This window comes from Streptococcus sp. 343_SSPC (assembly GCF_001072385.1).
GTDB lineage: Bacteria > Bacillota > Bacilli > Lactobacillales > Streptococcaceae > Streptococcus.
This window is the reverse complement of record NZ_JVKU01000019.1, coordinates 39,248-64,436: the sequence shown is the minus strand read 5'-3', so window position 1 is coordinate 64,436 and position 25,189 is coordinate 39,248. Positions and strand designations below refer to the sequence as shown.

16 protein-coding genes are annotated in these 25,189 nt (G+C 46.3%); 13 read left to right on the top strand and 3 right to left on the bottom strand.

All coding sequences use genetic code 11. The annotated features are described in order from the left end of the window. Entirely contained in the window at positions 1–783 is a 783-nt protein-coding gene (gene rpsB, locus ADH27_RS06370; RefSeq protein WP_048716695.1) for a 30S ribosomal protein S2, read from the top strand. Positions 784–861: 78 nt separating this feature from the next. Then, positions 862–1,902, top strand: a complete 1,041-nt coding sequence (tsf, locus tag ADH27_RS06365) for a translation elongation factor Ts (protein ID WP_023024647.1) — start codon at positions 862–864, stop codon at positions 1,900–1,902. 130 nt (positions 1,903–2,032) lie between these two features. On the opposite strand, the gene ADH27_RS06360 is transcribed toward tsf, so the two are convergent. Further along, positions 2,033–2,503 carry a COG2426 family protein gene (locus ADH27_RS06360; protein WP_048716691.1) on the bottom strand — a complete coding sequence of 157 codons (471 nt, stop codon included), beginning with the start codon at positions 2,501–2,503 and terminating at the stop codon, positions 2,033–2,035. A gap of 388 nt (positions 2,504–2,891) precedes the next feature. On the opposite strand from ADH27_RS06360, the gene ADH27_RS06355 reads away from it, so the two are divergent. The 10 genes from ADH27_RS06355 (at position 2,892) to ADH27_RS06310 (ending at position 21,295) form a co-directional block, all read left to right on the top strand. After that, complete coding sequence (locus ADH27_RS06355; RefSeq protein WP_048716688.1) at positions 2,892–9,740, top strand: Ig-like domain-containing protein; 6,849 nt, start codon at positions 2,892–2,894, stop codon at positions 9,738–9,740. A gap of 105 nt (positions 9,741–9,845) precedes the next feature. Beyond that, the gene (locus ADH27_RS06350; RefSeq protein WP_048716685.1) at positions 9,846–13,535 is read left to right on the top strand and encodes an alpha-L-fucosidase; all 3,690 of its coding nucleotides are present in this window, start codon (positions 9,846–9,848) and stop codon (positions 13,533–13,535) included. Between the two features lie 229 nt (positions 13,536–13,764). Next, the gene (locus tag ADH27_RS06345) at positions 13,765–14,223 is read left to right on the top strand and encodes a CtsR family transcriptional regulator (protein WP_048716682.1); all 459 of its coding nucleotides are present in this window, start codon (positions 13,765–13,767) and stop codon (positions 14,221–14,223) included. A gap of 7 nt (positions 14,224–14,230) precedes the next feature. Beyond that, positions 14,231–16,660, top strand: a complete 2,430-nt coding sequence (locus ADH27_RS06340; RefSeq protein WP_048716679.1) for an ATP-dependent Clp protease ATP-binding subunit — start codon at positions 14,231–14,233, stop codon at positions 16,658–16,660. A gap of 11 nt (positions 16,661–16,671) precedes the next feature. After that, the gene (locus tag ADH27_RS06335; RefSeq protein ID WP_048716677.1) at positions 16,672–17,160 is read left to right on the top strand and encodes an ECF transporter S component; all 489 of its coding nucleotides are present in this window, start codon (positions 16,672–16,674) and stop codon (positions 17,158–17,160) included. Continuing rightward, the gene (locus tag ADH27_RS06330) at positions 17,141–17,545 is read left to right on the top strand and encodes a DUF4430 domain-containing protein (RefSeq protein ID WP_048716674.1); all 405 of its coding nucleotides are present in this window, start codon (positions 17,141–17,143) and stop codon (positions 17,543–17,545) included. Before ADH27_RS06335 ends, ADH27_RS06330 begins: the two co-directional genes overlap by 20 nt. Before the next feature lie 161 nt (positions 17,546–17,706). Next, positions 17,707–18,441: a hypothetical protein gene (locus ADH27_RS06325; protein WP_048716673.1), complete on the top strand. Its 735-nt coding sequence runs from the start codon at positions 17,707–17,709 to the stop codon at positions 18,439–18,441. A 202-nt stretch (positions 18,442–18,643) separates the two neighbouring features. Next, entirely contained in the window at positions 18,644–19,702 is a 1,059-nt protein-coding gene (locus ADH27_RS06320) for an AAA family ATPase (protein WP_048716670.1), read from the top strand. Between the two features lie 12 nt (positions 19,703–19,714). Further along, on the top strand, positions 19,715–20,497 hold the full coding sequence (pnuC, locus tag ADH27_RS06315; RefSeq protein ID WP_048716667.1) for a nicotinamide riboside transporter PnuC: 783 nt from the start codon (positions 19,715–19,717) through the stop codon (positions 20,495–20,497). Further along, positions 20,498–21,295 (top strand): NUDIX domain-containing protein, encoded by a 798-nt coding sequence (locus ADH27_RS06310; RefSeq protein WP_048716665.1) that lies wholly within the window; start codon positions 20,498–20,500, stop codon positions 21,293–21,295. A gap of 364 nt (positions 21,296–21,659) precedes the next feature. Here ADH27_RS06310 and dusB read toward each other — a convergent pair whose 3' ends face one another. Together dusB and hslO are read right to left on the bottom strand one after the other, a co-directional pair. After that, on the bottom strand, positions 21,660–22,640 hold the full coding sequence (gene dusB / locus ADH27_RS06305) for a tRNA dihydrouridine synthase DusB (protein WP_048716662.1): 981 nt from the start codon (positions 22,638–22,640) through the stop codon (positions 21,660–21,662). After that, entirely contained in the window at positions 22,627–23,499 is an 873-nt protein-coding gene (gene hslO / locus ADH27_RS06300) for an Hsp33 family molecular chaperone HslO (RefSeq protein ID WP_048716659.1), read from the bottom strand. Before hslO ends, dusB begins: the two co-directional genes overlap by 14 nt. 375 nt (positions 23,500–23,874) lie before the next feature. On the opposite strand from hslO, the gene ADH27_RS06295 reads away from it, so the two are divergent. Beyond that, the gene (locus ADH27_RS06295) at positions 23,875–25,167 is read left to right on the top strand and encodes an adenylosuccinate synthase (protein WP_048716657.1); all 1,293 of its coding nucleotides are present in this window, start codon (positions 23,875–23,877) and stop codon (positions 25,165–25,167) included. Positions 25,168–25,189: the final 22 nt, after the last annotated feature.

Below are 25,189 nucleotides of genomic sequence, written 5' to 3'. Positions count from 1 at the left end.
ATGGCAGTAATTTCAATGAAACAACTTCTTGAGGCTGGTGTACACTTCGGTCACCAAACTCGTCGCTGGAACCCTAAGATGGCTAAGTACATCTTCACTGAGCGTAACGGAATCCACGTTATCGACTTGCAACAAACTGTAAAATACGCTGATCAAGCATATGACTTCATGCGTGAAGCTGCTGCAAACGACGCAGTTGTATTGTTTGTTGGTACTAAGAAACAAGCTGCTGAAGCTGTTGCTGAAGAAGCTGTTCGTTCAGGTCAATACTACATCAACCACCGTTGGTTGGGTGGTACCCTTACTAACTGGGGAACAATCCAAAAACGTATCGCTCGTTTGAAAGAAATCAAACGCATGGAAGAAGAAGGAATCTTCGACGTTCTTCCTAAGAAAGAAGTTGCACTTCTTAACAAACAACGCGCTCGTCTTGAAAAATTCTTGGGTGGTATCGAAGATATGCCTCGTATCCCAGACGTAATGTACGTTGTGGACCCACACAAAGAGCAAATCGCTGTTAAAGAAGCTAAGAAATTGGGTATCCCAGTTGTAGCGATGGTCGACACAAACACTGACCCAGACGATATCGATGTAATCATCCCAGCTAACGATGACGCTATCCGCGCTGTTAAATTGATCACTGCGAAAATGGCTGACGCTGTTATCGAAGGACGTCAAGGTGAAGATGCAGTTGCATCAGTTGAAGCTGAATTGGCAGCAACTGAAACTCAAGCAGATTCAATCGAAGAAATCGTTGAAGTTGTAGAAGGCGACAACGCTTAATTATCACAATCGTAATTACCTAGGAGGGCGGGGCTTAGCCCGGCTCTCCTATTTTTAAAAAAATATAGGAGAATCAAAATGGCAGAAATTACAGCTAAACTTGTTAAAGAGTTGCGTGAAAAATCTGGTGCTGGTGTCATGGACGCTAAGAAAGCCTTGGTTGAGGTTGAAGGTGACATCGAAAAAGCAATCGAATTGCTTCGCGAAAAAGGTATGGCTAAGGCAGCTAAGAAAGCTGACCGTGTTGCCGCTGAAGGTTTGACTGGTGTTTATGTGAACGGTAACGTTGCAGCAGTAGTTGAAGTAAATGCTGAAACTGACTTCGTTGCGAAAAACGCTCAATTCGTTGAATTGGTAAACGCAACAGCGAAAGTCATCGCTGAAGGTAAACCAGCTAACAACGAAGAAGCTCTTGCTTTGACAATGCCTTCAGGTGAAACTCTTGAGGCAGCATACGTATCTGCAACTGCTACAATCGGAGAAAAAATCTCATTCCGTCGTTTTGCTTTGCTTGAAAAAACAGACGCACAACACTTCGGTGCTTACCAACACAACGGTGGACGTATCGGTGTTATCTCTGTGATCGAAGGTGGAGACGAAGCGCTTGCTAAACAAATCTCAATGCACATCGCTGCAATGAAACCAACTGTTCTTTCATACAAAGAATTGGATGAGCAATTCGTGAAAGATGAGTTAGCACAATTGAACCACGTGATCGACCAAGACAACGAAAGCCGTGCAATGGTTGGTAAACCAGCTCTTCCACACTTGAAGTATGGTTCTAAAGCTCAATTGACTGACGAAGTGGTTGCTCAAGCTGAAGAAGATATCAAAGCTGAATTGGCAGCTGAAGGTAAACCAGAAAAAATCTGGGATAAAATCATCCCAGGTAAAATGGATCGCTTCTTCTTGGACAACACGAAAGTTGACCAAGCCTACACTCTTCTTGCACAAGTTTACATCATGGATGACAGCAAGACAGTGGAAGCTTACCTTGAATCAGTAAATGCTTCAGTTGTTGAATTCGTTCGCTTTGAAGTTGGTGAAGGTATTGAAAAAGCTTCAAATGACTTTGAAGCAGAAGTTGCAGCTACAATGGCAGCAGCTCTTAACAACTAAGAATAAAAAATAAGAGGTTTCGATGGAAACCTCTTTTTTTGCAAGATAAAGTCATCTAGCTATTTTATGTAAAAACTAGTTTGTCTACATTCTAAAAGGACTGAAACAGCTGTTTCAGTCCTTTTTGTGATTAATGCGCAAAGGTATCTAGTCCAAAGAGGAGCGAGAGAAATCCCATGATGAGACCTGCTAGGACAACTCCCAGCATAACAGCAAGGACGCTCCGTTTGAAGTCCCAGTCTAGAATAGAGGCGGCGAGAGTTCCAGTCCAGGCTCCAGTTCCTGGTAAGGGAATACCGACGAATAGGAGTAGGGCCCAAAAGATTCCCTTATCCCCTGCAGCTTCTTCTAGTTTTTGTCCTCCACGATGGCCCTTGTTGAGACACCAAGTAAAGAAATTCCCGATAACAGGCTTTTCTTTCCCCCACTCCAGAATATGGCGAGCGAAAAAGAAAATAATAGGGACAGGAAGCATGTTGCCAACGACCCCAATCAGGAGGGCTTGCCAAAGAGGAATTCCGCTAGAGATGGCGTAGGGAACAGCTCCACGAAGTTCTACCAGAGGAATCATGGAGATCAAAAAAGTAATAATGTAGTTCATGTGTCATCCTTTCAATTCATCCTTTTCATTCTACCTTATCTCCGCTGGAATGACAACTATTTCAAACAGGAGAATTCCTTTTGAAGGCATGTGAAGAGAGGGAGCTCGAATCCTTTATATTAAATTGGGATCATCCTCACGATTTCTTTCTCAAGTTCTCGTATATGAAAGAAATGTTATTATAGATTAATTCTCTAGACAAGGCTATTTTTGCTAATAAAAATCAGTTCGACAAAGTATAGTTCTTTCAGTACAAACTATATATTCTTAGCCAGCTCTCTTGTTTAAGCCTCAACTTTTGGTATAGTTAAAATGTAGAGTTTCTTTTTTTTGCAAACGCATTTTAGAAAGCGCTTACATTTTTAAAAATCCCAAGAGGAGGTTAAATATGGGAAAGTCTTTTTTTGAAAAGCGCAGTGTATTTAGTATTCGCAAGCTCGCGGTTGGAGCTTGTTCTGTATTAATCGGTGTATCTTTTTTTGGAGCTCCATCTGTCTTAGCTGAAGAAGAAGGAAGAGCTGTAACAGAAGAGGAGATGACAGCCACAAGGGAAGCGTCAGAGGTGACGAATGGAGAAGTTGGGACAAGTGATAAGGCTTCAACAACCTTAGAGGCGCCTGCTGTGATTACTCCTGAAAAAAATGAGAGCGAAATCGAAAAGCCACAGGTGGAACCTCAAACAAGTGAACGTTCTGCTGGGGCTACTGAAGAGGCTACGAAGGATCAAAAACAGGTAGCGGAGGATATGGTGCAAGATCGCGAACGAGACTTTAACAAGGACTGGTATTTCAAGTTGAATGCAGCTCCTGGTGCAGAAGGGCGTCAAGTGGATGTCAAGGATTGGAAAAAATTAGATCTTCCTCATGACTGGTCAATCTTCTTTGATTTCGATCACAATTCTCCGGCTCAAAATGAAGGGGGACAATTAAACGGTGGGGATGCTTGGTATCGCAAGACCTTCCGTTTGGATGACAAGGACCTGGACAAGAAGGTACGCCTGGAATTTGGTGGAGTTTACATGGATTCCAAAGTCTATGTAAACGGACAATTTGTGGGTCATTATCCAAATGGCTACAATGCCTTTTCTTATGATATTACCCCTTATTTAAATGCGGATGGAAGTGAAAACACCATCGCGGTTCATGTGGTCAACCAACAGCCAAGTAGTCGTTGGTATTCTGGAAGTGGGATTTATCGTGATGTCAAACTCAGTGTGACGGATAAGGTCCATGTGGCTAAGTATGGGACCACCATCACGAGTCCAAAATTAGAAGAACAACAGAATGGGGCAGTCGATACTCTTGTGAAGAGTCGTATTGTCAACCAAGATGATCAAGCCCACAGTATTTATGCGGAATACGAAATCGTCGATCAAAATGGTCAAGTGGTCAGTGAAAAGGTGCGCAGTGAAGTGCAATCCGTTTTGGCTGGTCAAGAGATCAACCTGTCTCATACCCTTCATGTTGAAAAACCGACCCTCTGGGATGTCAAAACCAATAACCCAGCCCTTTATACTCTGTATACACGGGTCTATCGGGATTCGCAATTGGTCGATGTGCAAAAGGAACGCTTTGGTTATCGCTACCTCAACTGGACACCGGAAGGTGGCTTCTTCCTTAACGGAGCGGCTACGAAATTCCACGGTGTTTCCCTTCACCATGACCATGGGGCCCTCGGAGCTGAGGAAAATTACAAGGCTGAATACCGCCGTCTCAAACAGATGAAGGACATGGGGGTCAATGCCATCCGGACGACCCACAACCCAGCGAGTGAACAAACCCTGCAAATTGCGGCCGAGTTGGGCTTGATGGTCCAAGAAGAAGCCTTTGATACCTGGTATGGTGGCAAAAAGCAATACGATTACGGTCGATTCTTTGAAAAGGATGCAACACATCCAGAAGCTCGTAAAGGGGATAAGTGGTCTGACTATGACCTTCGGACCATGGTAGAGCGAGGCAAGAACAATCCTTCCATTGTAATGTGGTCAATCGGTAACGAAGTCGGTGAAGCAGATGGATCTGATAAGTCTGTCGCAACCGTTCGTCGTCTGGTCAAGACCATCAAGGAAGTGGATGCAACCCGCTATGTCACCATGGGAGCTGATAAATTCCGCTTTGGTGATGGATCAGGAGGGCATGAAAAGGTAGCGGCAGAGCTCGATGCAGTTGGATTTAACTATTCAGAGGCCAACTATGAAAGCCTACGCGCTAAACACCCAAACTGGCTCATTTATGGTTCTGAAACCTCTTCTGCAACGCGGACACGGGGCTCTTACTATCATCCTGAAAGAGAATGGGTCGGAAGCAACCAAGAAGACCGCCACTATGAACAATCAGACTACGGCAATGACCGGGTTGGTTGGGGTCGGACAGCGACAGCCTCTTGGACCTTTGACCGCGATCATGCCGGCTATGCAGGGCAATTTATCTGGACAGGTACCGACTATATCGGTGAGCCAACACCATGGCACAACCAAAATGACACACCTGTGAAAAGTTCTTATTTCGGTATTGTCGATACTGCCGGCCTTCCGAAGAATGATTTTTACCTGTACCAAAGTCAATGGCTGTCAGCTGAGAAACATCCAATGGTCCATCTCTTACCGCATTGGAACTGGGAAAATCCAGAATTGGCCAATCGTGTCATGGATGAAGAAGGTCGGATCCCTGTTCGGTCCTTCTCTAATGCCCACAGTGTGGAATTGATTGTCAACGGGGAATCACAAGGAGTCAAGACCTTTACCAAGAAGACTACAGCTGATGGCCGGACCTATCAAGAAGGGGCAAATCCGGATGAACTCTATCTAGAGTGGTTGGTCCCTTATGTACCAGGTAAAGTGGAAGCTATTGCGCGCAACGAAGCAGGAGAAGTGATCGCGAAAGATCAAGTCGAAACAGCCGGCAAGGCTGCGCGTGTTCGTTTGTTGAAAGAAGAACACGCGATTGCAGCGGACGGTAAGGATTTGACCTATATTACCTATGAAATCGTCGATGAAGCAGGTCGTGTCGTACCAACTGCCAATAATTTGGTGCATTTCCATTTGCATGGTCAAGGCCAAATTGTCGGTGTCGATAATGGGGAACAAGCCAGCCGTGAACGCTACAAAGCGCAGGAAGATGGCTCATGGCAACGTCGGGCCTTTAACGGCAAAGGGGTTGTCATTGTCAAATCGACTGAGCAAGCAGGTGCCTTCACCCTGTACGCAGACTCAGACCGCTTGCAATCAGACCAAGTCAGCCTCTTTACAGGTAAGAAGGACCAAGCAGAACGCTCTGTCTTGGGAGTCGAACCGGTTCGGACTCAAGTGTACTTGGGACAAAATCCTGAACTTCCAAGTCACGTATCTGTTGTTTATAGCGATGGCAAGGCCCAAGAAGAAGCCGTTGAATGGGATGCGGCAGACTATAGCCGTGCTGGCCAAGTCCGTGTGACAGGTCATGTTCAAGGACGCACGGTCGAAGCTCTGGTCGATGTGATCGGCGTGGAACAAGTCCTTCCAGTTATCAAACAAATCCCACAGGGAGCAGATCTAGCGACAGTGGATAAGACTGTGCAATTGGTCTTCACAGATGGCCGGACAGTTAGCTATGAAGTTGATCAATGGACCTTGGAAGCTGGTCAAGAAGATCAGTTGTCCACACCAGGAGCACGCTTGAAAGCGACAGGACTCCTAGGCAATGGGGAAACGGTCCAAGCGACACTAGTGGTTGCAGGAGGAGATGTAGCAAAGGCTAAGAAACCAACGGTTCAGCTAGATGGAGTAGCTCTTCCAAAATTTGGTAGTGGCAACCATACTATTTTCCGTTCCCTCGCTTATGGTCAAGAGCCAGGTCAAGTCACAGCAAGTGCAGAAAATGCCCAAGTGACGGTCTTACAAGCTAATCGTGAAAATGGTTTGAAGGCTCAAATATATGTGACTGCTAAGGATACGGGAGCTGTACAGACCTATGTGGTCCAATTCCAAGAAGAAAGTCCACAGATCCAGCGCCTAGAATTGCGTCTGCCAGAAGGACAGGAACTCAAGGAAGACCAAACGGTACCACTTGAAGTCATTGCCCATTACCAAGATGGTAGCCAGGCAAGTCTCAAAGCAGATCAAATTGATGTGAAGACAAGAGCTGGTAGCCAAGGAAAAGCCGTCGCAACCAATAAAGGTTTAGAATTGCGGGAAGCAGGATTGGTTCATTTAGAAGCTAACTTCCAAGGACAAACGGGAGAAGTCAGCTTTACCATCACGCCAAATCCAGAAGAAAAGACGGTTGTCAAGGTGCGTCCTGTACGGATTAGTACGGATCGAAACGTTTTGCCAGCTCTTCCAGAGACCGTCTTGGTCGAGTATGACAAGGGATTCCCTAAAGAAAAACGCGTGACCTGGGATGCCGTGACAGCAGACCAAGTCAAGGATTACCATAGCTTTACAGTCACAGGTCATGTAGAGGGTGTGGAAAAAGAAGCCCAAGCTCAAGTCACCGTTGAAGGCATTATCGCTGTAGAAGAAGTCAGCACGACAACGCCAGTTGGTGAAAAACCAGCCCTTCCAGAAAGCGTGCGGACTTATCACTCCAATGGCAAGACCTATGCTGCCAAGGTGGCCTGGGATGCGGTCGATCCGCAACTCTTGGCCCAAGAAGGAGAAGTTGTTATCTCCGGTCGTGTAGAAGGAACCAACCTTCCAACCCGTCTTCATATCCGTGTTTCCGCAAACACAGTCAAGGGAGCCAACGTAGCAGAACAATGGACAGGCTCAGTCTTGCCACTTGCCTTTGCAAGTGACTCTAATGATGCAGATCCAGTTGCTAAGGTCAATGATAAGGTCATCTCCTTTACCGATGCTCCAGCTAACCGTTGGACCAACTGGGGCCGTGACAATGCGGAAGATTCTGTCGGTATCTTGTTTGGGGACTCTGGTATCTTGACCAAGCGTGCAGTGGATAACCTCCATGTTGGTTTCCACGAAGACCACGGTGTTGGGGCTCCAAGTGAATATGTGATTGAATACTATGTGGGTGAGCAAATCCCAGCAGTACCAAGCAATCCAAATCGCGTCAAAGACGAAACAGACCATCCATTTAACAACCCAGCTAACTGGAAAGAAGTCAGCAACCTAAGCGTTGACGAAGCAGTGACAGCTGGCAAGATGAATCATTTTAGTTTTGATAAAGTCGACACCTATGCCGTTCGGATCCGCATGAAGACACCAGAAGGCAAACGTGGAAGCTCTATTTCAGAGATTCAGGTATTTGCCAATAAGGTTGCGGCAGAAGAAAAGAGCCAGGTGACCATTCGTGTCAACGGTGAGGTTTTGCCAGGAGTTAACCCAAGTGTGACCGATTACTACATCGATGCGCGTGATCGGGCTTATCCACAAGTGGAAGCAACAGCTAGCCATCACGGTCTTGCAACGGTTGTGCCAAGCGTCCATGAAGGTGAGCCAATCCGTGTCATCCATAAAGCAGAAGATGGTACTATCTTACAAGAATACCGCCTCCATCTCACAAGTGATGCAGAAAAACTGAAACAAGCTGCTCCAGTAGCAGTAGAAGCAGGCAGACGTTTTGTGAAAGTCGGTCAAGATCTGGTTCTACCATCTACAGTAGGTGTCTACTTCAAAGGGGACACAGGTTACGAACGCAAGGAACTGACGGTGGACTGGCAGGCTATCCCAGCTGATGCACTTTCTCATGAAGGTAGCTTCACGTTAGAAGGAAAAGTCATTGGCTATGATCTGACAGCTCAGCTGACCGTCCGGGTGTCAGAAAAGACAGGAGAAAACCTCTCTGTGAACCGTGACTACAATGCAGAAGATACAAGGGCATTTGCTAGTGAAACCAATGATCTCGATCCAAATCAAATCGATTATATCGATTACATCAACGATGGTGGCTACAACGAGTACTATCGCTGGACCAACTGGAAGAGAGAGCCTGATCAAACTGAAGTGTTTGCTGGTCTCATCTTCAAGAAAAATGGTCAAGTAACAGAGCGCTTGGTCAATAAAGTAGCGGTTGATTTCTTTGCAGATCAGGAAACAGGTCTGCCAACGAAAACGGTTCTAGAACGCTACATTGGTCCAGACTTTGATGTTCCGGATGATTATGGCAATCTGAAGAATCTTCCAGATCATCCATTTAACCAAGCCTCTAACTGGGAAGAAATCCCGTATAGCTTGGATTATGCCTTTGAACCTGGTTATATCTCTAACCTCAGCTTCAACGAAACCAGAACCAAAGCCATCCGTTTAAGAATGGTCCGTGATGAAAGTCTTAAAGGAATCGGAATCATTGAATTGAGCGCCTATGCTCCAACAGAAGAGGCCCAGGCAACAACTGACGTTACGATCCAAGTGAATGGCAAAGACCTAGAAGGTTTTAAACCAGATGTGACAGATTATCATCTAGAGTATGAGGGAGAACGTCCAATCGTTTCAGCACAAGGCAAGAATGGAACAGCCGTTACGGTCATCGATGCTAAAAGTGCCAATGCTCCGGTTCTTGTCAAGGTTGTCTCAGAAGATGGCAAGCTCGAAAAAGTATATCAACTTTCTCTATCCGCAAAAGCACCTACAGGCTCAGCCATTCCTGAAGAAGGGGTTAAGAATCTGGTTCATACCAAACCAGAGTTGGTGATTGAGCCAGAAGAGATGGACTTTGAACGCTTAGAACGTCCAAATGCGGATCTTCCAAAAGGTGAGAAACGTGTGGTTCAAGAAGGTCAAAAAGGCCGCAAATTGCGCTTGGTGGAAGTTTCTCAAGAAAATGGTGTGGAAAGCCGGAAGGAACTGGATGCCTTTGTAGAGCTAGATCCAGTGGCAGAAATCACAGAGGTGGGCACGAAAGAAGTGCTTCCAGACACTCCACAACCAGAGCCACAGCCAGAACCTCAGCCACAACCAGAGCCACAACCGCAACCACAGCCAGAGCCGCAACCACGGCCAGAGCCACAACCGCTTCCGAACCCAGAACATCCTCATGGCTCAGAAGGACCAGTAGCTACCTCAACTCCTCAAGCATCTCTTGAGGTCAAAGCAGTGCGTCAGGAAGGGACAGATGCAGCAGGGAAGGAAGTCGAGAAAACAGCTCAAACACCAGCAGTTTCAGCTGCTCCAGTTTCCGAAGGTAGATTACCAAATACAGGAACGGAAGAAAGCGTCGCAAGCCTTGTGGCAGGTCTCTTAGCAGCAGGTCTTGCCGGTGCTGTGCTGGATGATCAGAAAAAAAGAGCCGATAAGGCCAAGTAAAAAGCTGGATAAGCCAGCAACTATACGGTGAAAAGTTCACAGGTAACAGAAAGAGGATGGGGAAAGTCTCCACCCTCTTTACCTGATGACATAAAGGAATAGAATATGGGAAAAAGATTATTTGGTAAGAGAAATAGATTTGGCATTCGTAAACTTTCAGTAGGCGTCTGCTCGGTAGTTGTAGCGACTTGTTTTTTAGGAGTGACTACCAGCTACGCAGAGGAACAAGCTGAGAATAGTGAACCGCGTGAAGAACGGGTTGAAACGAGCAATGCAGGAGATCAAGGAAAGGAGGAGAAAACTGTGAACGAGCACCAAGAAGAATCAGAACAGCCTTCACCAGTTACTAGTGAGAAAGAAAATCTCACAATTAGCCAAGGGACAGAAGCAAGCCAACCAGCCACTTCTCTAGATGAGGAGCCTGAGATTGCAGACTATGGTCCGCTTCCAAGCAAGGCTCAGATGCAATACCACCGCGAAGAACTAGCAGCTTTCATCCACTTTGGTATGAATACTTACTACGATCGTGAGTGGGGAGATGGGCAAGAAGACCCTTATTATTTCTATCCAGAGCATCTGGATACCGATCAGTGGATCAAAACCCTGAAGGATGCTGGCTTTAAACGGACGATCATGGTCGTCAAGCACCACGATGGCTTCCTCTTGTACCCATCCAAATACACCGACCATACCATTGCTAAAAGCGGTTGGAAGGAAGGGAAAGGCGATATCCTAGCCGAGGTTTCTGCTTCTGCCAGCAAGTATGACATGGATATGGGGGTCTACCTCTCGCCTTGGGATGCTCACAGCCCACTCTACCATGTGGATACAGAGGACCAATACAACGAATACTATCTCAACCAGCTCAAAGAAATCCTTGAAGATCCAAAATATGGAAACAAGGGCAAGTTCGTAGAAGTCTGGATGGATGGAGCGCGGGGCGATGGGGCTCAAAAAGTCACCTATACCTTCGACAAGTGGTTTGATGCCATTCGTAAGGCCCAAGGGGATATTGCCATCTTCTCAGCTGAGCCTACCAATGTTCGTTGGATCGGAAATGAAAAGGGAATTGCTGGAGATCCAGTTTGGCATAAGGTCAATCCAGATAAGATCCGCAACAATCCATCTAATAGTTACCTCAATCACGGGGATCCGGAAGGGAAGCAATACTCAGTGGGAGAAGCGGATGTTTCTATTCGCTCCGGCTGGTTTTATCATGACAATCAAGAGCCAAAGTCCTTGCGTGAATTGATGGACATTTACTTCAAATCAGTCGGCCGTGGAACCCCGCTTTTGCTTAATATTCCACCGAATCAAGATGGGAAATTTGCGGATGCCGATGTAGCCCGTTTGAAAGAATTCCGCCAGACTTTGGACCAACTCTACAGTATGGACTATGCAGCAGGAGCTTTGGTTGAAGCTGACTCGACACGACGTAATGCTCATTATTCAGCCAGCCATTTGACAGATGGCGATGAAAAGACCAGTTGGGCACCTGCAGATGATGCCAAGACCGGCTCTTTTGTCCTCGATCTTGGAAAAGAGCAACACTTTGATGTAGTCGAGCTCAAGGAAACGATCGAGAAAGGCCAACGGATTTCTGGCTTCACCATCGATGTGGCAGTGAATGGCCAATGGGTTCCTTTTGGAGCTGGTTCAACCGTAGGATACCGCCGTTTGATCAAAGGGCAACCAGTTGATAGTCGCTATATCCGGGTATCCATCACCGATGCCCAAGCCACTCCAATCTTGAACGGTGTCTCTGTCTATAAGACCCCAGCTAGCATCGAAGAAACCGATGGTTACCCGCTTGGTTTGACTTATCATTCTGATCGGACTGCTGACCGAGCTAATAGCCAATGGAATGAAGAGGGAGAAGGCGTCCGAGGTACTTCTATGTGGACCAAGGAAAAAGGGGCTTCGGTGACCTATCAGTTTGAAGGCACCAAGGCCTATGTCGTCGCAACTGTCGACCCTGGTCATGGGGAAATGGATGTCTATGTCGATGGGCAAAAGCTAGCGACGGTCAATACCCAAAGCCCAAGCCGCAAACGTAGTCAAAAGGTCTATGAAACACCGGACTTGGCAGCAGGATCCCACACCTTGACCTTGGTCAATAGCAAGGGAGATGCGATCGCAACGGAAGGGATTTATGCTCTTAACAACCAAGAAAAGGGTCTCTTTGAGTTTGCTCAGCCAACCCTAGCTGTTAAGAAAGGCGACCCAGCGCAAGTCGTCGTCAAGAGAAAAGGTGGCTCTAAAGGAAGTGTCAGTCTCAAATTGATCACAGAACCAGGAACAGGGGTTCATGGTAAGGTCTACAAAGATACCAACGTCACCCTTGGGTTCGCAGATGGAGAGACAGAAAAAACAGTCCAAGTTCCAACTCTTGATTTTGCAGGAAAAGCGACCGATGTCTATGACTTTAAGGTCAAATTGTTGCATCCGGATCAAGGAAGTCTGGTCGGCTTTATTCCAGAACTGACAGTCCAAGTGATGAACGAGGACCTGCTTCCAGAAAATCGCAAAGAAGTAGATGACCAAGATCCGAAACTGCACTACAGCCAAGGCTGGCACCACGAGACAGACAATCCAAACTTCTCAAATGGCACAGAATCTTGGTCCAGTTTTAACCAAGTGACCGATGAGGAAGGCAAGAAACACATTGACGTGACCATTACCTTTAAGGGCACCGGTGTGGAGGTTCGAGGAGTGGTCGACCCAAGTCATGGTCTCTACAGCGTCACCCTGGACGGAAAAGAAATAGCCTTCGAAGAAGGTCGTGGCCATGATTATGAAATCGAAGGCGATCATTATTTCAGTGGCTATGGAGATCAACGCAAGGTCGACCAGAGTTTGGTCAATCTGCAAGGTCTAGCAAAAGGTTATCACCAATTACGCTTGCACCTAGATCCAGCCCTCAATGATCCTCAGTCGTCCAGAGCCATCCAGGTAGACCGATTTATCCTATCAGGGAAAGATAGCCAGTTGTTCAGTCAAGAAGAGCTGCAACAGATCATCAGAGAAGGAGTAGAAAAGATCAAGGCTACTTCTCTCGATCGTTTGAAAGCAGACCTCAAACCAACGGTTCAAGGACAATTGACGGCCTTGACTCAGTTGCTGGATCAAGAGCGGCCAGATTTGGTTGCTGCAGCTAATCAAGTCGAAGCCCTTGAAACCATCTTAGAAGATGCTCGCAATTATGAACCCCTGACGCAGACACGGCCAGAAGAAGGTATTCGGGATTTGATTCTTGAAAAGCCAGAACTTCTCATCGAAGCGGAGGAGATTCCATTTGAGAGTCAAACACGTGAGAACAAGGACTTGGCCAAGGGCGAAAGCCGGATCCTTCAAGCAGGAAAGGTCGGACGCCGCTTGAAATTGATCGAGGTTCGACAAGAAGAAGGCAAAGAAATTCGGACAGAAGTCGATGCCTTTGTCGAAGTGGAGGCCCAGGACCAGATCACAGAAGTCGGAACGAAGGAAGCAGAAGAAGCTCCTATGATTCCGGATGTGCCTCTACCAACAAAACCAAGTGAAGACTCACAAGAAACGAAACCGCTCCTTCCTCCAGAAGACAAAAAAGAAAGTGGAATTGCTCCAATTTTGAAACCGACAGCTTCGAAAGAGACTCCTCTTTCTCCTGCGGTAGAGGCAGTAACTCCGGACCCTGTGCAGTCCCAAGAAAAACTGCCACAGACAGGATCAGAGAAGGCAAGTTTCTTAGCTTGGATCGGACTACTCGGCTTAGGCTTCCTAGGCGGAAGAGTGAAATACGCTCGTCGGAAATCCTAAAGTCCCTTCTACAAGAGGTTAGCAATAGCTAGCCTCTTTTTGGCCTCCTTCTGGCTACCAACAAGGGCCCTCCGATTCCATCTCGACGTAGTCTTTGCTTTATTTACAGGCGTAAAAATTGTATAATAGTCAGATAAGGTCAATAATGACATCATGGATGATGAGACCATTTTTGATCCTCTGAAAAGCAGAGAGCTTATCTAGAATGAAAAGGTTAGAAAGGAGCATCATGGCAAGTAAAAATACATCAGATAGCATTGAGGCCTATATCAAGTCGCTACTGGCTCAAGCAGGCATCGCAGAGCTCAAGAGAAGCGAATTAGCGGATGTTTTCCAAGTTGTTCCTAGTCAAATCAATTATGTGATCAAGACCCGCTTCACCGAAAGTCGAGGCTATATCGTAGAGAGCAAGCGTGGAGGTGGCGGTTATATCCGGATTGGCAAGGTCCAATTTTCAGACCAACACCAGATGCTAAAAGAGCTTGGCGCAAGCATCGGAGAACAAATCAGTCAGACTGTTTTTGGTGATATCCTCCAGATGCTATTTGAAGAAAAACTCCTTACAAAGAGAGAGGCAGAGCTTTTGTCAGTGACGACGACAGACGAGGTTCTGGGAAGTGAAGCCCATCGCTTACGAGCCAATATCCTACGAAAAATTATCCAACAAGTCGATAGAAAGGGAATGTAATCTCCTTATGAACTATTCAAAAGCCCTATTAGAAACGATTGAAGCCGCTCAAATCTTGGCGGGTCATTTTGAGTCTCAAACGCTAGATACCTGGCATATCCTAGTAGCCCTAGCCAATAACCCTTATAGTGTAGCTGGTTCCGTCTTAAGTGACTATCCTATGCAGATTGATGATTTTCAAGATGCGGCGGAGCACATTACGGGTCAAGTCTACCAGAGGGATGGTCGCTATGAGGTATTTCCTTTTTCTTTCCGTGTCGAAGAAATCATGAAACGTTCCCAAGAGATTGCCCAGGCAGTCCATGCTAAAAGTCTTGGAACAGAGCATGTCCTCTTGGCGCTTCTATTAGAGCGGGGGACCTTGGCTTCTCAAGTATTGGAGTATGTCGGCTTCCGCTATGATGATCAGGAAGAGGGCATTAAAATCGTCGAGCTTCGTAAGAGCTTGGAACAACGAGCAGGTTGGGACAAGGAAGCTGTCAAGGCCATTCGTTCGCTCTATCGGGCCCAGCAACCCAATCGTCAAACCATGGGAAATATGATGGGCATGCCAGCCTCTACCAGCGGTGGTTTGGAAGACTACACCCGAGATCTGACAGAAATGGCTCGCAATGGCAGTTTGGAACCGGTGATTGGTCGGGGGCAAGAAATCTCGCGGATGATTCAGATTTTGAGCCGCAAAACGAAAAACAACCCGGTCCTGGTCGGTGATGCCGGTGTCGGAAAGACCGCTCTGGCTTTGGGCTTGGCTCAACGGATTGCCAGCGGAGATGTCCCGACGGAGCTGGCTAAGATGCGGGTCTTAGAGTTGGACTTGATGAATGTTGTCGCAGGGACGCGGTTCCGTGGAGATTTTGAAGAGCGGATGAACAACATCATCAATGATATCGAAGAAGATGGCCATGTCATCCTCTTTATTGATGAGCTCCATACCATTATGGGATCTGGCTCTGGGATTGACTCTACCTTGGATGCGGCCAATATCTTGAAGCCTGCCTTGGCTCGCGGCACCTTGCGGACCGTAGGAGCGACCACACAAGAAGAATACCAAAAACACATTGAAAAAGACGCTGCTCTGTCACGCCGCTTTGCTAAGGTCTTGATTGAGCAACCCTCTGTCGCAGATAGCATCGCGATTTTGCAAGGGCTCAAGAAGACCTATGAACGTCACCACCGCGTCCATATTACGGATGCGGCTATTGAGACAGCTGTTGTCTATGCCAATCGTTATTTGACCAGTCGCCTCTTGCCTGACTCCGCCATTGACCTCTTGGATGAAGCAGCAGCGACCGTGCAAAATGAGGGGCCTCAAGCCGGTCTTCAGTCCGACTTGACAGCTGCTGATCAAGCCTTGCTCAAGGGGCAGTGGAAAAAAGTTGCTCAGTTGCTAAAAGAAGATGCCAGTCCAAAAGGCTACCAGCTAGAAGTCAAGGAAGAGGATATCCTGAAGACGCTCAGTCAATTGTCAGGCATTCCTGTGGAGAAACTAACCCAAACAGCGGCTAAGAAATACCTTGAATTGGAAGCAGAACTTCATAAGCGCGTGATCGGTCAGGATCAGGCTGTCTCAAGTATCAGCCGAGCGATCCGTCGTAATCAGTCGGGAATTCGGTCTCACAAGCGGCCGATTGGTTCCTTCCTCTTCCTCGGTCCGACTGGGGTCGGGAAAACCGAGCTCGCCAAGGCCCTTGCAGAAGTCCTCTTTGATGACGAGTCCGCTTTGATCCGCTTTGATATGAGTGAATACATGGAGAAATTTGCGGCCAGTCGTCTCAACGGTGCCCCTCCAGGCTATGTCGGTTATGAAGAAGGGGGCGAGTTGACGGAAAAAGTCCGCAACAAACCTTATTCAGTCCTCTTGTTTGATGAGGTGGAAAAAGCCCATCCAGATATCTTTAACGTTCTCTTGCAAGTCTTGGATGACGGTGTCTTGACCGACAGCAAGGGACGCAAGGTAGATTTCTCCAATACCATTATTATCATGACCTCAAACTTGGGAGCTACCGCTTTACGAGATGATAAGACAGTTGGCTTTGGCGCTAAGGATATTCGCTTTGACCAAGCCAATATGGAGAAACGCATCTTTGAAGAGTTGAAGAAGACTTATCGACCAGAGTTTATCAACCGGATTGATGAGAAGGTTGTCTTCCATAGTTTGACCAGTGACCAAATGCATGAGATTGTCAAGATTATGGTGAAACCGCTAGTTCAATCTCTAGCAGAGAAGGGCATTGCTCTGAAATTCCAAGCGTCTGCCCTTAAATGGCTGGCGACTCACGGATATGATCCAGAGATGGGAGCACGTCCTCTGCGCCGGACCATCCAGACCCAGGTGGAAGACTACTTGGCAGAGATCCTCTTGAGAGGAGAAGTGGCTGAAGGGCAAACCCTCAAGGTAGGTGTCAAGTCTGGTCAGCTTAACTTTACGATTGACTAGGAGGATATGCAGTGCCTCTCAAACGCTTGACCCGAATCACCCTCTTAGCAGCCCTCTGTGTGGTGCTGAGACAAGCCTTTGCCTTCTTGCCCAATGTCCAACCCATTAGTGCCATTTTCTTTTTACTGGTGCTATTTGAAGACTGGCAATTTGCCTGTTTGGTGATGGCGGTCACCATGTTTACCTCGGCTTTTCTCTTGGGGATGAGCCCAGTGGTGCTCGCTCAGATACTGGCCTTTGGCCTCCTCTTGACTATTTGGCGGGGGCTTTACCGCCACTTGTCTTTGCAAGTCCAAACTCTGGTAGTCGGCATCTTATCCTTTCTCTACGGGATAGTGATTGACAGTCTTTATGCTGTCCTCTACCACATGCCTTGGTGGACCTATGCACTGGTGAATGGCTTTAGCTTTAACCTAGCTCACGCCCTTTCCACCGCCTGTTTTTACCCTCTACTTTATGTAGTATTTAGGAGATTGTATCATGAAAAAAACACTTTATAGTTTCTTTGCTGTCCTAGCAGCTCTTGTATTGGTCAGTTGCGGACAAAGCACACCATCGACTACGGAAAGCTCAGCTTCAAGCTCACAAGTAGCGAAAGAAAAACAAATTACCATTACGGTCAGTATCGCCCCTGAAGGGAAAGAAGCTCATAGCAAGACCTTGAAGGTTGCTGAAAAAGCCAACCTGATGGAAGTCCTGAAAGCTAACTACAAGATTGAGGAAAAGAGTGGCCTCATCACCTCGATCGATGGCGTAGCCCAGGACGAAAGCAAGGGACTTTATTGGATGTACAAGATTAATGGAGAGATGGCACCAAAAGGGGCAGCAGAAACGACTGTCCAAGATGGAGATACCATCGAATTTTATCAAGAAGTTTATCAATAAGAAAAAGAGTGAATGGTTGGAGTAGGGCTCCATTTGTTCACTCTTTTTTGAAACTAGTTTCTATTTTTTATAAGACTTGCAAATCCTCTTGACTTCCCTATAGATAAATGTTACAATTATATTACAAAATGTAACAAATGTTACAAAAGAGAGGTATTGCCATGAAAATGAAAGGAACCTTCTTTAGTCTATCTACCCTTGCTCTAACAGCTGCTCTTCTCTTAAGCGGATGTGGATCAGAAAAGAAAAAGGAAACCAGTCCATCTTCAACTAGTAAAATTGCGCAAGTGAAACAAAGCTCTACTAGTAAAAAAGAAGAGAAAAAGACCGCAAGCAAAACCACACAAAGCACAGAAGTTGCAAAATCTCCTGCAATCGCTTCGAGCGAAACACAAGCGAGCCAAGAAAATCCATCAACTCCAGTGACACCAAGAGTTCCAGAAGCCAGTCAAGGCCTGGCCCCAACTCCTTCCAAAGAAACAAAACCAGCAGTGAACTCAGCACCAGAAAAACAAAAACGTCCTGGCTTGGAAGAAGGTCGCACGACTGCCAAAGAACAAGCCTCTAAGACAGAGAACCCACGCTATAAAGGTGTCTTGAGCTATGCCTCAGGGGATTATTCAGGAGCAGCAGGTAGTTGGACCGACGGTCGCGATACAGGCGTAACGATCGGTCAAGGTGGACAAGTAACCATTCAAACTCCTGGTGGCGATGCAGTGGGCTATACAATTGGAAGCTATGAATACAACTTGGATCAAGGCCATTACCATGCTGGCTTGATTTCCACCCAAGATGGATCTGCAGCTAGCCTGGATATAGTTGTCGGTCAAAATGGTCAAGTGGCAAGCGTTCAAGTGACAGAAAATGGCCATGCGCATGCCTTGGTTCGGGAATAATGGCTCGCCACTGAGAAAATTTAAAAAATGATTGAAATCAGAGATTCAACTCTGTATAATAACATACAGAGTTGAATCTTTTTAATTTTTGTTTTATAAAAATATATTTTTTTATAAAAAGGTATTGACAGATTGAAATTATAGTTTATAATAAAATCATAAGCAAAACATGTTTTGACATTATGATAAAGGAGCCAGTTAGATGAAAGAAAAAGTGGCAGTGGTATTTGGAACGTTTGCCCCCCTTCATCAAGGGCATATTGATTTAATTCAACGGGCAAAACGCCAATGTGACCGCGTTTGTGTGATTGTCCCTGGTTACAAAGGTGACCGAGGAGAAGAAGTTGGCCTTCCTTTGCAAAAACGTTTTCGCTATATTCGAGAAGGTTTTTCAAATGATGAACTCACCCAAATTTATAAATTAGACGAGACAGAACTTCCTCGCTATCCCTTAGGATGGGAGCCTTGGTTGAAAACAGCCTTAGAAACCATTCAATATGATGCAGAGAGAGAAGAACTCATCTTCTATGTTGGAGAGAAAGCTTACCAAGAGGAACTTGAAGCGAGAGGCTTTCAAGCGCACCTACAGGAGCGTCAGTTTGGGATCTCAGGGACCCTCATCCGGGAAAATCCCAGCAAGTATTGGAAATACATTGCGCAACCCTTCCGTCGTCAGTTTACCAAAAAGGTCCTCATTATGGGGAGTGCTAGTAACGGGAAGACGACCTTGGCAAAAGATTTGGCCCGCTTCTATGATGCGCCAGTGAGCTTAGAATATGCCCGGGAGTACCAGATCAGAAACAATGTACGGGATGATGAGCTGACCCCCAAGGACTATTATTATCTCCTACTTGGACAATACGATCAAACCTCAAAATTAATCGACAGTAGTGCCAATCGAGGCCTGGTCATTGCGGATACGAATTCGCTGGTGACCAAGGGCTATTACGACTACTATATGGAAGTAGAAGGCCAAGAGACCAGTATGACGGATACCTTTGATAACTTATTCGTTAGTATCCTCGCTAAGGAAAAATGGGATCTGATCTTATTTGTCCAACCCATTGGATCCTATGTCAATGATGGCTTCCGTGATATGACCATGGCAGATGACGAAATTCGCAACAGTTTTTCAAATCACCTGGATCACCTCCGCCACCAATATCTCGCAGATATCCCTACAGCCTATCTCGGGCAGGACTACTTGGGGAATTACGAAAAAGCAAAGCGTGTCATCGATACGATTTATCAAGCTGATTAAAGGAGAAGCAGCATGAAACGACTACAAGAAAAAATTCAAACATTTGGGGAGCATTTAAAAAATGTCCATCGAGAAGCTGGCAAACGTGGCTTCGTAGGGATTATGAAACTCCTTTGGAAAGACCTATTTGCAGGTCGCACTCTGACACAATGGCTCTATTTGCTTGCTTTATCTAGCGTGCCCTTTGTCCTAGAGTTTACCAATCAGGAAGCAAGTCACGATTGGTTAGGGCTCTTTGCCTCCTGGACAGGAATCGTTTGTGTTATACTAGTAGCAGAAGGTCGGGCTAGTAACTATCTCTTTGGAGCAGTAAACTCAGCGATTTACCTCGTCCTAGCCTTGAACAAAAACTTCTATGGAGAAGTTTTGACGACCCTGTACTTCTTCGTGATGCAACCAATCGGCCTCTATGTTTGGTTGTCAAATCGGATCAATGACCAAGGAGGGGCAGAAGAATCTCACTTTGAGGCCAAGAAATTAACCATAATGGAATGGATCAAGTATTTGGTTCTAACAGCTCTGATTTGGATCGGGATGGGCTACGCCTATAAAAGCATCCACAGTGCTCGCCCTTTCCGTGATAGTATAACAGATGCGACCAATGGTGTCGGACAGCTTCTCATGACCGGTCTCTATCGCGAACAATGGATTTTCTGGATTGCGACCAACCTCTTCAGTATCTACCTCTGGTGGGGAAAGAGCATCCATATTCAGGGAATGTATTGGGTCTACACCCTCAATAGTTTGGTTGGTTGGTACCAATGGAGCAAAGCAGTGAAAAAGGAGGTTGCTTAAATGACAGCAACAAGCATTCCGGAAGGGATGAATGAAAAGGAATACTACGAGACGGTCGTCAGCGAGGAAGAATTCCTCCGTTGGTATAAGGAGCAAGATCATCCCACCTATGAAAATCCAAGTGTAACTACCGATATGGTGGCCTACTGCTTTGTGGAAGGGCGTTTGAAGCTCTTGGTGATTCGCCGAAAAACCCACCCTTGTCAGCATCGGGTGGCCTTGGTTGGAGGATTCTTGCAAAAGCATGAAGATGCTATCCAGGCTTGTATCCGTGAAGTTCAAGAAGAAGTTGGACTAGAATTGACCCCTCAAAAGGTCGAGCAACTAATGACAGTTTCGACTCCTGGTCGGGATCCACGGGGCTGGGTCATCACCATCGCCCACCTGGTCTACTTGCCTGCGGAGGCCGTCAATCTGGTCCGGGCTGGAGATGATGCCAAAGAAGTTCTCTTTCTCGATGTGGACTTCAAACAAGGGGAATGTTCTCTAGATGGCCGTGTCTTGACAGCTGAAGATTTCGCCTTTGACCACTATGAGATTGTCCAAGAATCTATCAAGCGGATCCAAGGACGTTTGGCTTGGAATCCAACCTTCCTCCATCTCCTAGAAGAACCTTTCACCGTATACGAAGCAACCGAGCTGGTGAATCTGATCCATCCAGATAAAGAAATTTTGACCAATAATTTCCTTGTGACCTACGGTTCCTATGTTGAAGAGGTAGGAGTCAAGCGGGTGCCTAAGAAAAAACCACGCAAGACCTATCGCTGGAAGGAAAGCGAAGCTCAAGCGGATCAATAACATACAAAAACAGCATCAACATTTTGATGCTGTCAGATGGAGTTAAGTTCTTCTAAAAACTTTCCTTAAGTGAGTACGGACGTCAGCGAACTTCTTCAAAGTTCCATGACTAATTATTGAGCCCTTCGCTCTTTAATTTCTGGGCTCAGGCTAAAACAGTTCCCCAAACTGTTTTACTCTCAATAATTCCGAGTGCCTGAAACACAATTGTTTCAGGCACTTTTCTCACAGCGGAAAGTTTTAAATTGACTTAACTGACTCATAAAATTTAAGTCAATTTTTTGAAAAACCAGCTAGCTAGTTTATGTTAAAAATAAGTTGTATATATTTTAAACAGCATCAATGTCGATGCTGTTTTTTGTTATTAAGCTTTTTCTAATTGAAGAAGTTCTTCAATCTCAGACAAAGTGCTTGCTTGCGAGATGGCTCCGCGGAGTTTGGCTGCGCCTGAGGTACCACGGAGGTAGTGAGGAGCTAAGCCGCGGAATTCGCGAACGGCAATGTGCTCACCCTTGAGATTGATCAAGCGCTTCAAGTGCTCATAAGCAATCTTCATCTTGTCTTCAAAGGTCAAATCAGGCAGGATTTCTCCTGTTTCAAAATAGTGATTGATTTGATTGAAGAGGTAAGGATTCCCCATAGCAGCACGGCCGATCATGACCGCATCGGCACCAACTTCTTCGATGCGTTGTTTGGCGTCTTGCACCGTCCGGATATCTCCGTTTGCGATGAATGGAATCTTGGTCAGAGCTTGAGCGACCTTGTGAAGGGTCTCAAGATCCGCGTGACCTGTATACATTTGCTCCCGGGTCCGTCCGTGCATAGCGAGGGCAGAGACACCTGCAGCTTCGGCAGCGAGGGCATTCTCAACTGCTAGAGAAGGGTCAGACCAACCTGTCCGCATTTTGACAGTGAGGGGGATATCAATGACGGATTGAACCTTGTTAATGATAGAGTAGATCTTGTCGGGATCTTTAAGCCACATCGCACCCGCCTCGTTCTTGACGATTTTATTTACCGGGCAGCCCATGTTGATATCCACGATATCAGTTTTGGTATTTTCTTGAATAAATTCAGCTGCGCGTGCTAAGCTATCTTCATCGCTACCAAAGAGCTGGATCGATACAGGATTTTCTCCCTCATCGATATGGAGCATATGCAGAGTTTTTTCATTGTTGTACTGGATCCCCTTGTCAGAGACCATTTCCATCACAACGAGCCCCGCCCCCAGTTCTTTCGCAATGGTCCGGAAGGCTGAGTTGGTCACTCCGGCCATAGGTGCAAGGACCGTCCGGTTTGGAATCTCGACGTTCCCAATCATAAAAGGTGTATTAAGATTTGTCACGAATGAGTTCCTCCAAGTCGTTTTCATCAAAGTGGTACGTTGTCTGACAGAATTGGCAAGTGATTTCAGCGCCATGGTCTTCGTCCTTCATCTCTTGAAGGTCTTTGGCTGGTAAGCTTGCCAGGGCATTCATGAAGCGTTCCTTGCTACAGTCGCATTGGAAGCGGATTTCTTCTTCAGAGAGGCGTTTAAAAGGTTCATCCCCATAAATGGCGGCAAGAAGTGCTTCAATATGGTCTTCAGATGCCAAAAGGGTTGAAATAGCTGGCATTTCTTGGATCCGTTTTTCAAAGCGGGCGATTTCTTCTTCCTTGGCATTTGGCAAGACCTGGAGCAAGAAGCCACCGGCAACCTTGACCTTGTCTTCCTCATCAAGAAGAACATTGAGCCCAACCGCAGAAGGTGTTTGTTGGCTCTCAGTCAGATAAAAGGCCAGGTCTTCTCCGATTTCACCTGTCACAAGAGGAGTCATAGAGTGATAAGGATTGCCTGTGCCGTAGTCGGTGATGACTAAGAATTCTCCATTTCCGACGAATGGTCCGACTACGACTTCACCGGTCGCCGTCTTCTTGATATCCACTCCAGGATTTTGCACGTAGCCTTTGACATTTCCTTTAGTGTCAGCCACGGTGATGATGGCCCCGAGTGAGCTAGTTCCAAGGACCTTGACTGTAATTTTAGTATCTCCTTTCTCATTTGCTGCCAAGATTTGACTGGCAATGAGGGTACGGCCAAGTGCGACCGTAGAGCTAGCTTGTGTATGATGATATTCTTGGGCAGTTCGTACAGTTTCTGTACTGTCTAGTACATAGGCACGAAAAGCGCCACTTTCTGAGATAGTTTTAATAATTTTGTCCATAGCTTCTATTTTAGCATAAAAAAGGGAAAGAGGTGAAGGGAGTAACTTGATTTATTTAGACGGTGAAGGGATAAAATCTTTCAGGGGAGAGCTTCGCTTAGAAACTGAATAGAATAGGATCTGTTTTAGGAAGTAAAGAAGGCAAAAGACGAACAATCATTCTTTAACGTTTAAAATGACGATCAAAAGATGGATGTTCGGAAAATGAGAAGCGGATTTTAAGGGTAAAAAACCAAGTAAAGAAATAGCCGACCTTGAAAAAAACGAGGAAATTTCTTATAATAGAGTGTAAGACAAACTTGCAGGTGAGACTCCTGCCCCTAGTTTGAAGAAAGGCATAGATAGGGAACTATCTATGGTATATGAAAAAGAATTATGACATCAGTTGTTGTAGTAGGAACCCAATGGGGTGATGAAGGAAAAGGGAAGATTACAGACTTCCTATCAGCCAATGCAGAAGTCATTGCTCGCTATCAAGGTGGGGACAATGCCGGACACACCATCGTAATCGACGGCAAAAAGTTCAAGTTGCACTTGATTCCTTCTGGTATCTTCTTCCCTGAAAAGATCTCTGTCATCGGAAACGGCGTGGTGGTCAACCCTAAATCATTGGTCAAAGAGTTGGCATATCTCCATGAAGAAGGGGTATCAACGGACAGCCTTCGCATCTCTGACCGTGCCCATGTCATCCTTCCTTACCACATCGAATTGGACCGTCTCCAAGAAGAGTCTAAAGGCGAAAACAAAATCGGAACGACGATTAAAGGGATTGGCCCAGCCTACATGGACAAGGCTGCGCGTGTGGGAATCCGGATCGCGGATCTCTTGGACCGCGACGTCTTTGCGGAACGCCTTCGCATCAATTTGGAAGAAAAGAACCGTCAATTTACCAAACTCTATGATGCAGAGGCTCTGTCATTTGACGATATCTTCGAAGAATACTATGAATATGGTCAACAAATCAAGCAATATGTAACCGATACTTCTGTCATCTTGAACGATGCTTTGGATAACGGCAAGCGCGTGCTCTTCGAAGGAGCTCAAGGGGTTATGCTGGATATCGACCAAGGAACTTATCCGTTTGTTACTTCATCAAACCCTGTTGCAGGTGGGGTGACCATCGGATCAGGTGTCGGCCCAAGCAAGATCGACAAGGTTGTCGGTGTATGTAAAGCCTACACTAGCCGTGTCGGTGATGGACCATTCCCAACAGAGCTGTTTGATGAAGTGGGCGACCGGATCCGTGAAGTCGGTCATGAGTATGGGACAACAACAGGTCGTCCCCGTCGTGTCGGTTGGTTTGACTCAGTTGTCATGCGCCATAGCCGTCGCGTTTCAGGAATTACCAACCTTAGCTTGAACTCAATCGACGTTTTGTCAGGTTTGGATACAGTGAAAATCTGTGTAGCCTACGACTTGGATGGAGAACGCATCGATTACTACCCAGCAAGCTTGGAGCAACTCAAACGTTGCAAACCAATCTATGAAGAATTACCAGGTTGGTCAGAAGACATCACCGGTGTGCGTCACTTGGATGAGCTTCCAGAAAACGCTCGCAACTATGTTCGCCGGATCGGTGAGTTGGTTGGTGTGCGCATTTCAACCTTCTCAGTCGGACCAGATCGTGACCAAACCAATATCCTTGAAAGTGTCTGGTCAAGTAAATAATTCAATAAAAGTTGGGAGTCTC

What these genes read in the sequence shown, in the direction of transcription:
- hslO (WP_048716659.1), bottom strand. Translation starts at nt 23,499, where the DNA reads ATGGACAAAATTATTAAAACTATCTCAGAAAGTGGCGCTTTTCGTGCC.
- ADH27_RS06345 (WP_048716682.1), top strand. Translation starts at nt 13,765, where the DNA reads ATGGCAAGTAAAAATACATCAGATAGCATTGAGGCCTATATCAAGTCG.
- ADH27_RS06320 (WP_048716670.1), top strand. Translation starts at nt 18,644, where the DNA reads ATGAAAGAAAAAGTGGCAGTGGTATTTGGAACGTTTGCCCCCCTTCAT.
- ADH27_RS06330 (WP_048716674.1), top strand. Translation starts at nt 17,141, where the DNA reads ATGAAAAAAACACTTTATAGTTTCTTTGCTGTCCTAGCAGCTCTTGTA.
- ADH27_RS06355 (WP_048716688.1), top strand. Translation starts at nt 2,892, where the DNA reads ATGGGAAAGTCTTTTTTTGAAAAGCGCAGTGTATTTAGTATTCGCAAG.
- ADH27_RS06350 (WP_048716685.1), top strand. Translation starts at nt 9,846, where the DNA reads ATGGGAAAAAGATTATTTGGTAAGAGAAATAGATTTGGCATTCGTAAA.
- ADH27_RS06360 (WP_048716691.1), bottom strand. Translation starts at nt 2,503, where the DNA reads ATGAACTACATTATTACTTTTTTGATCTCCATGATTCCTCTGGTAGAA.
- ADH27_RS06310 (WP_048716665.1), top strand. Translation starts at nt 20,498, where the DNA reads ATGACAGCAACAAGCATTCCGGAAGGGATGAATGAAAAGGAATACTAC.
- ADH27_RS06295 (WP_048716657.1), top strand. Translation starts at nt 23,875, where the DNA reads ATGACATCAGTTGTTGTAGTAGGAACCCAATGGGGTGATGAAGGAAAA.
- tsf (WP_023024647.1), top strand. Translation starts at nt 862, where the DNA reads ATGGCAGAAATTACAGCTAAACTTGTTAAAGAGTTGCGTGAAAAATCT.
- rpsB (WP_048716695.1), top strand. Translation starts at nt 1, where the DNA reads ATGGCAGTAATTTCAATGAAACAACTTCTTGAGGCTGGTGTACACTTC.
- pnuC (WP_048716667.1), top strand. Translation starts at nt 19,715, where the DNA reads ATGAAACGACTACAAGAAAAAATTCAAACATTTGGGGAGCATTTAAAA.
- ADH27_RS06340 (WP_048716679.1), top strand. Translation starts at nt 14,231, where the DNA reads ATGAACTATTCAAAAGCCCTATTAGAAACGATTGAAGCCGCTCAAATC.
- ADH27_RS06325 (WP_048716673.1), top strand. Translation starts at nt 17,707, where the DNA reads ATGAAAATGAAAGGAACCTTCTTTAGTCTATCTACCCTTGCTCTAACA.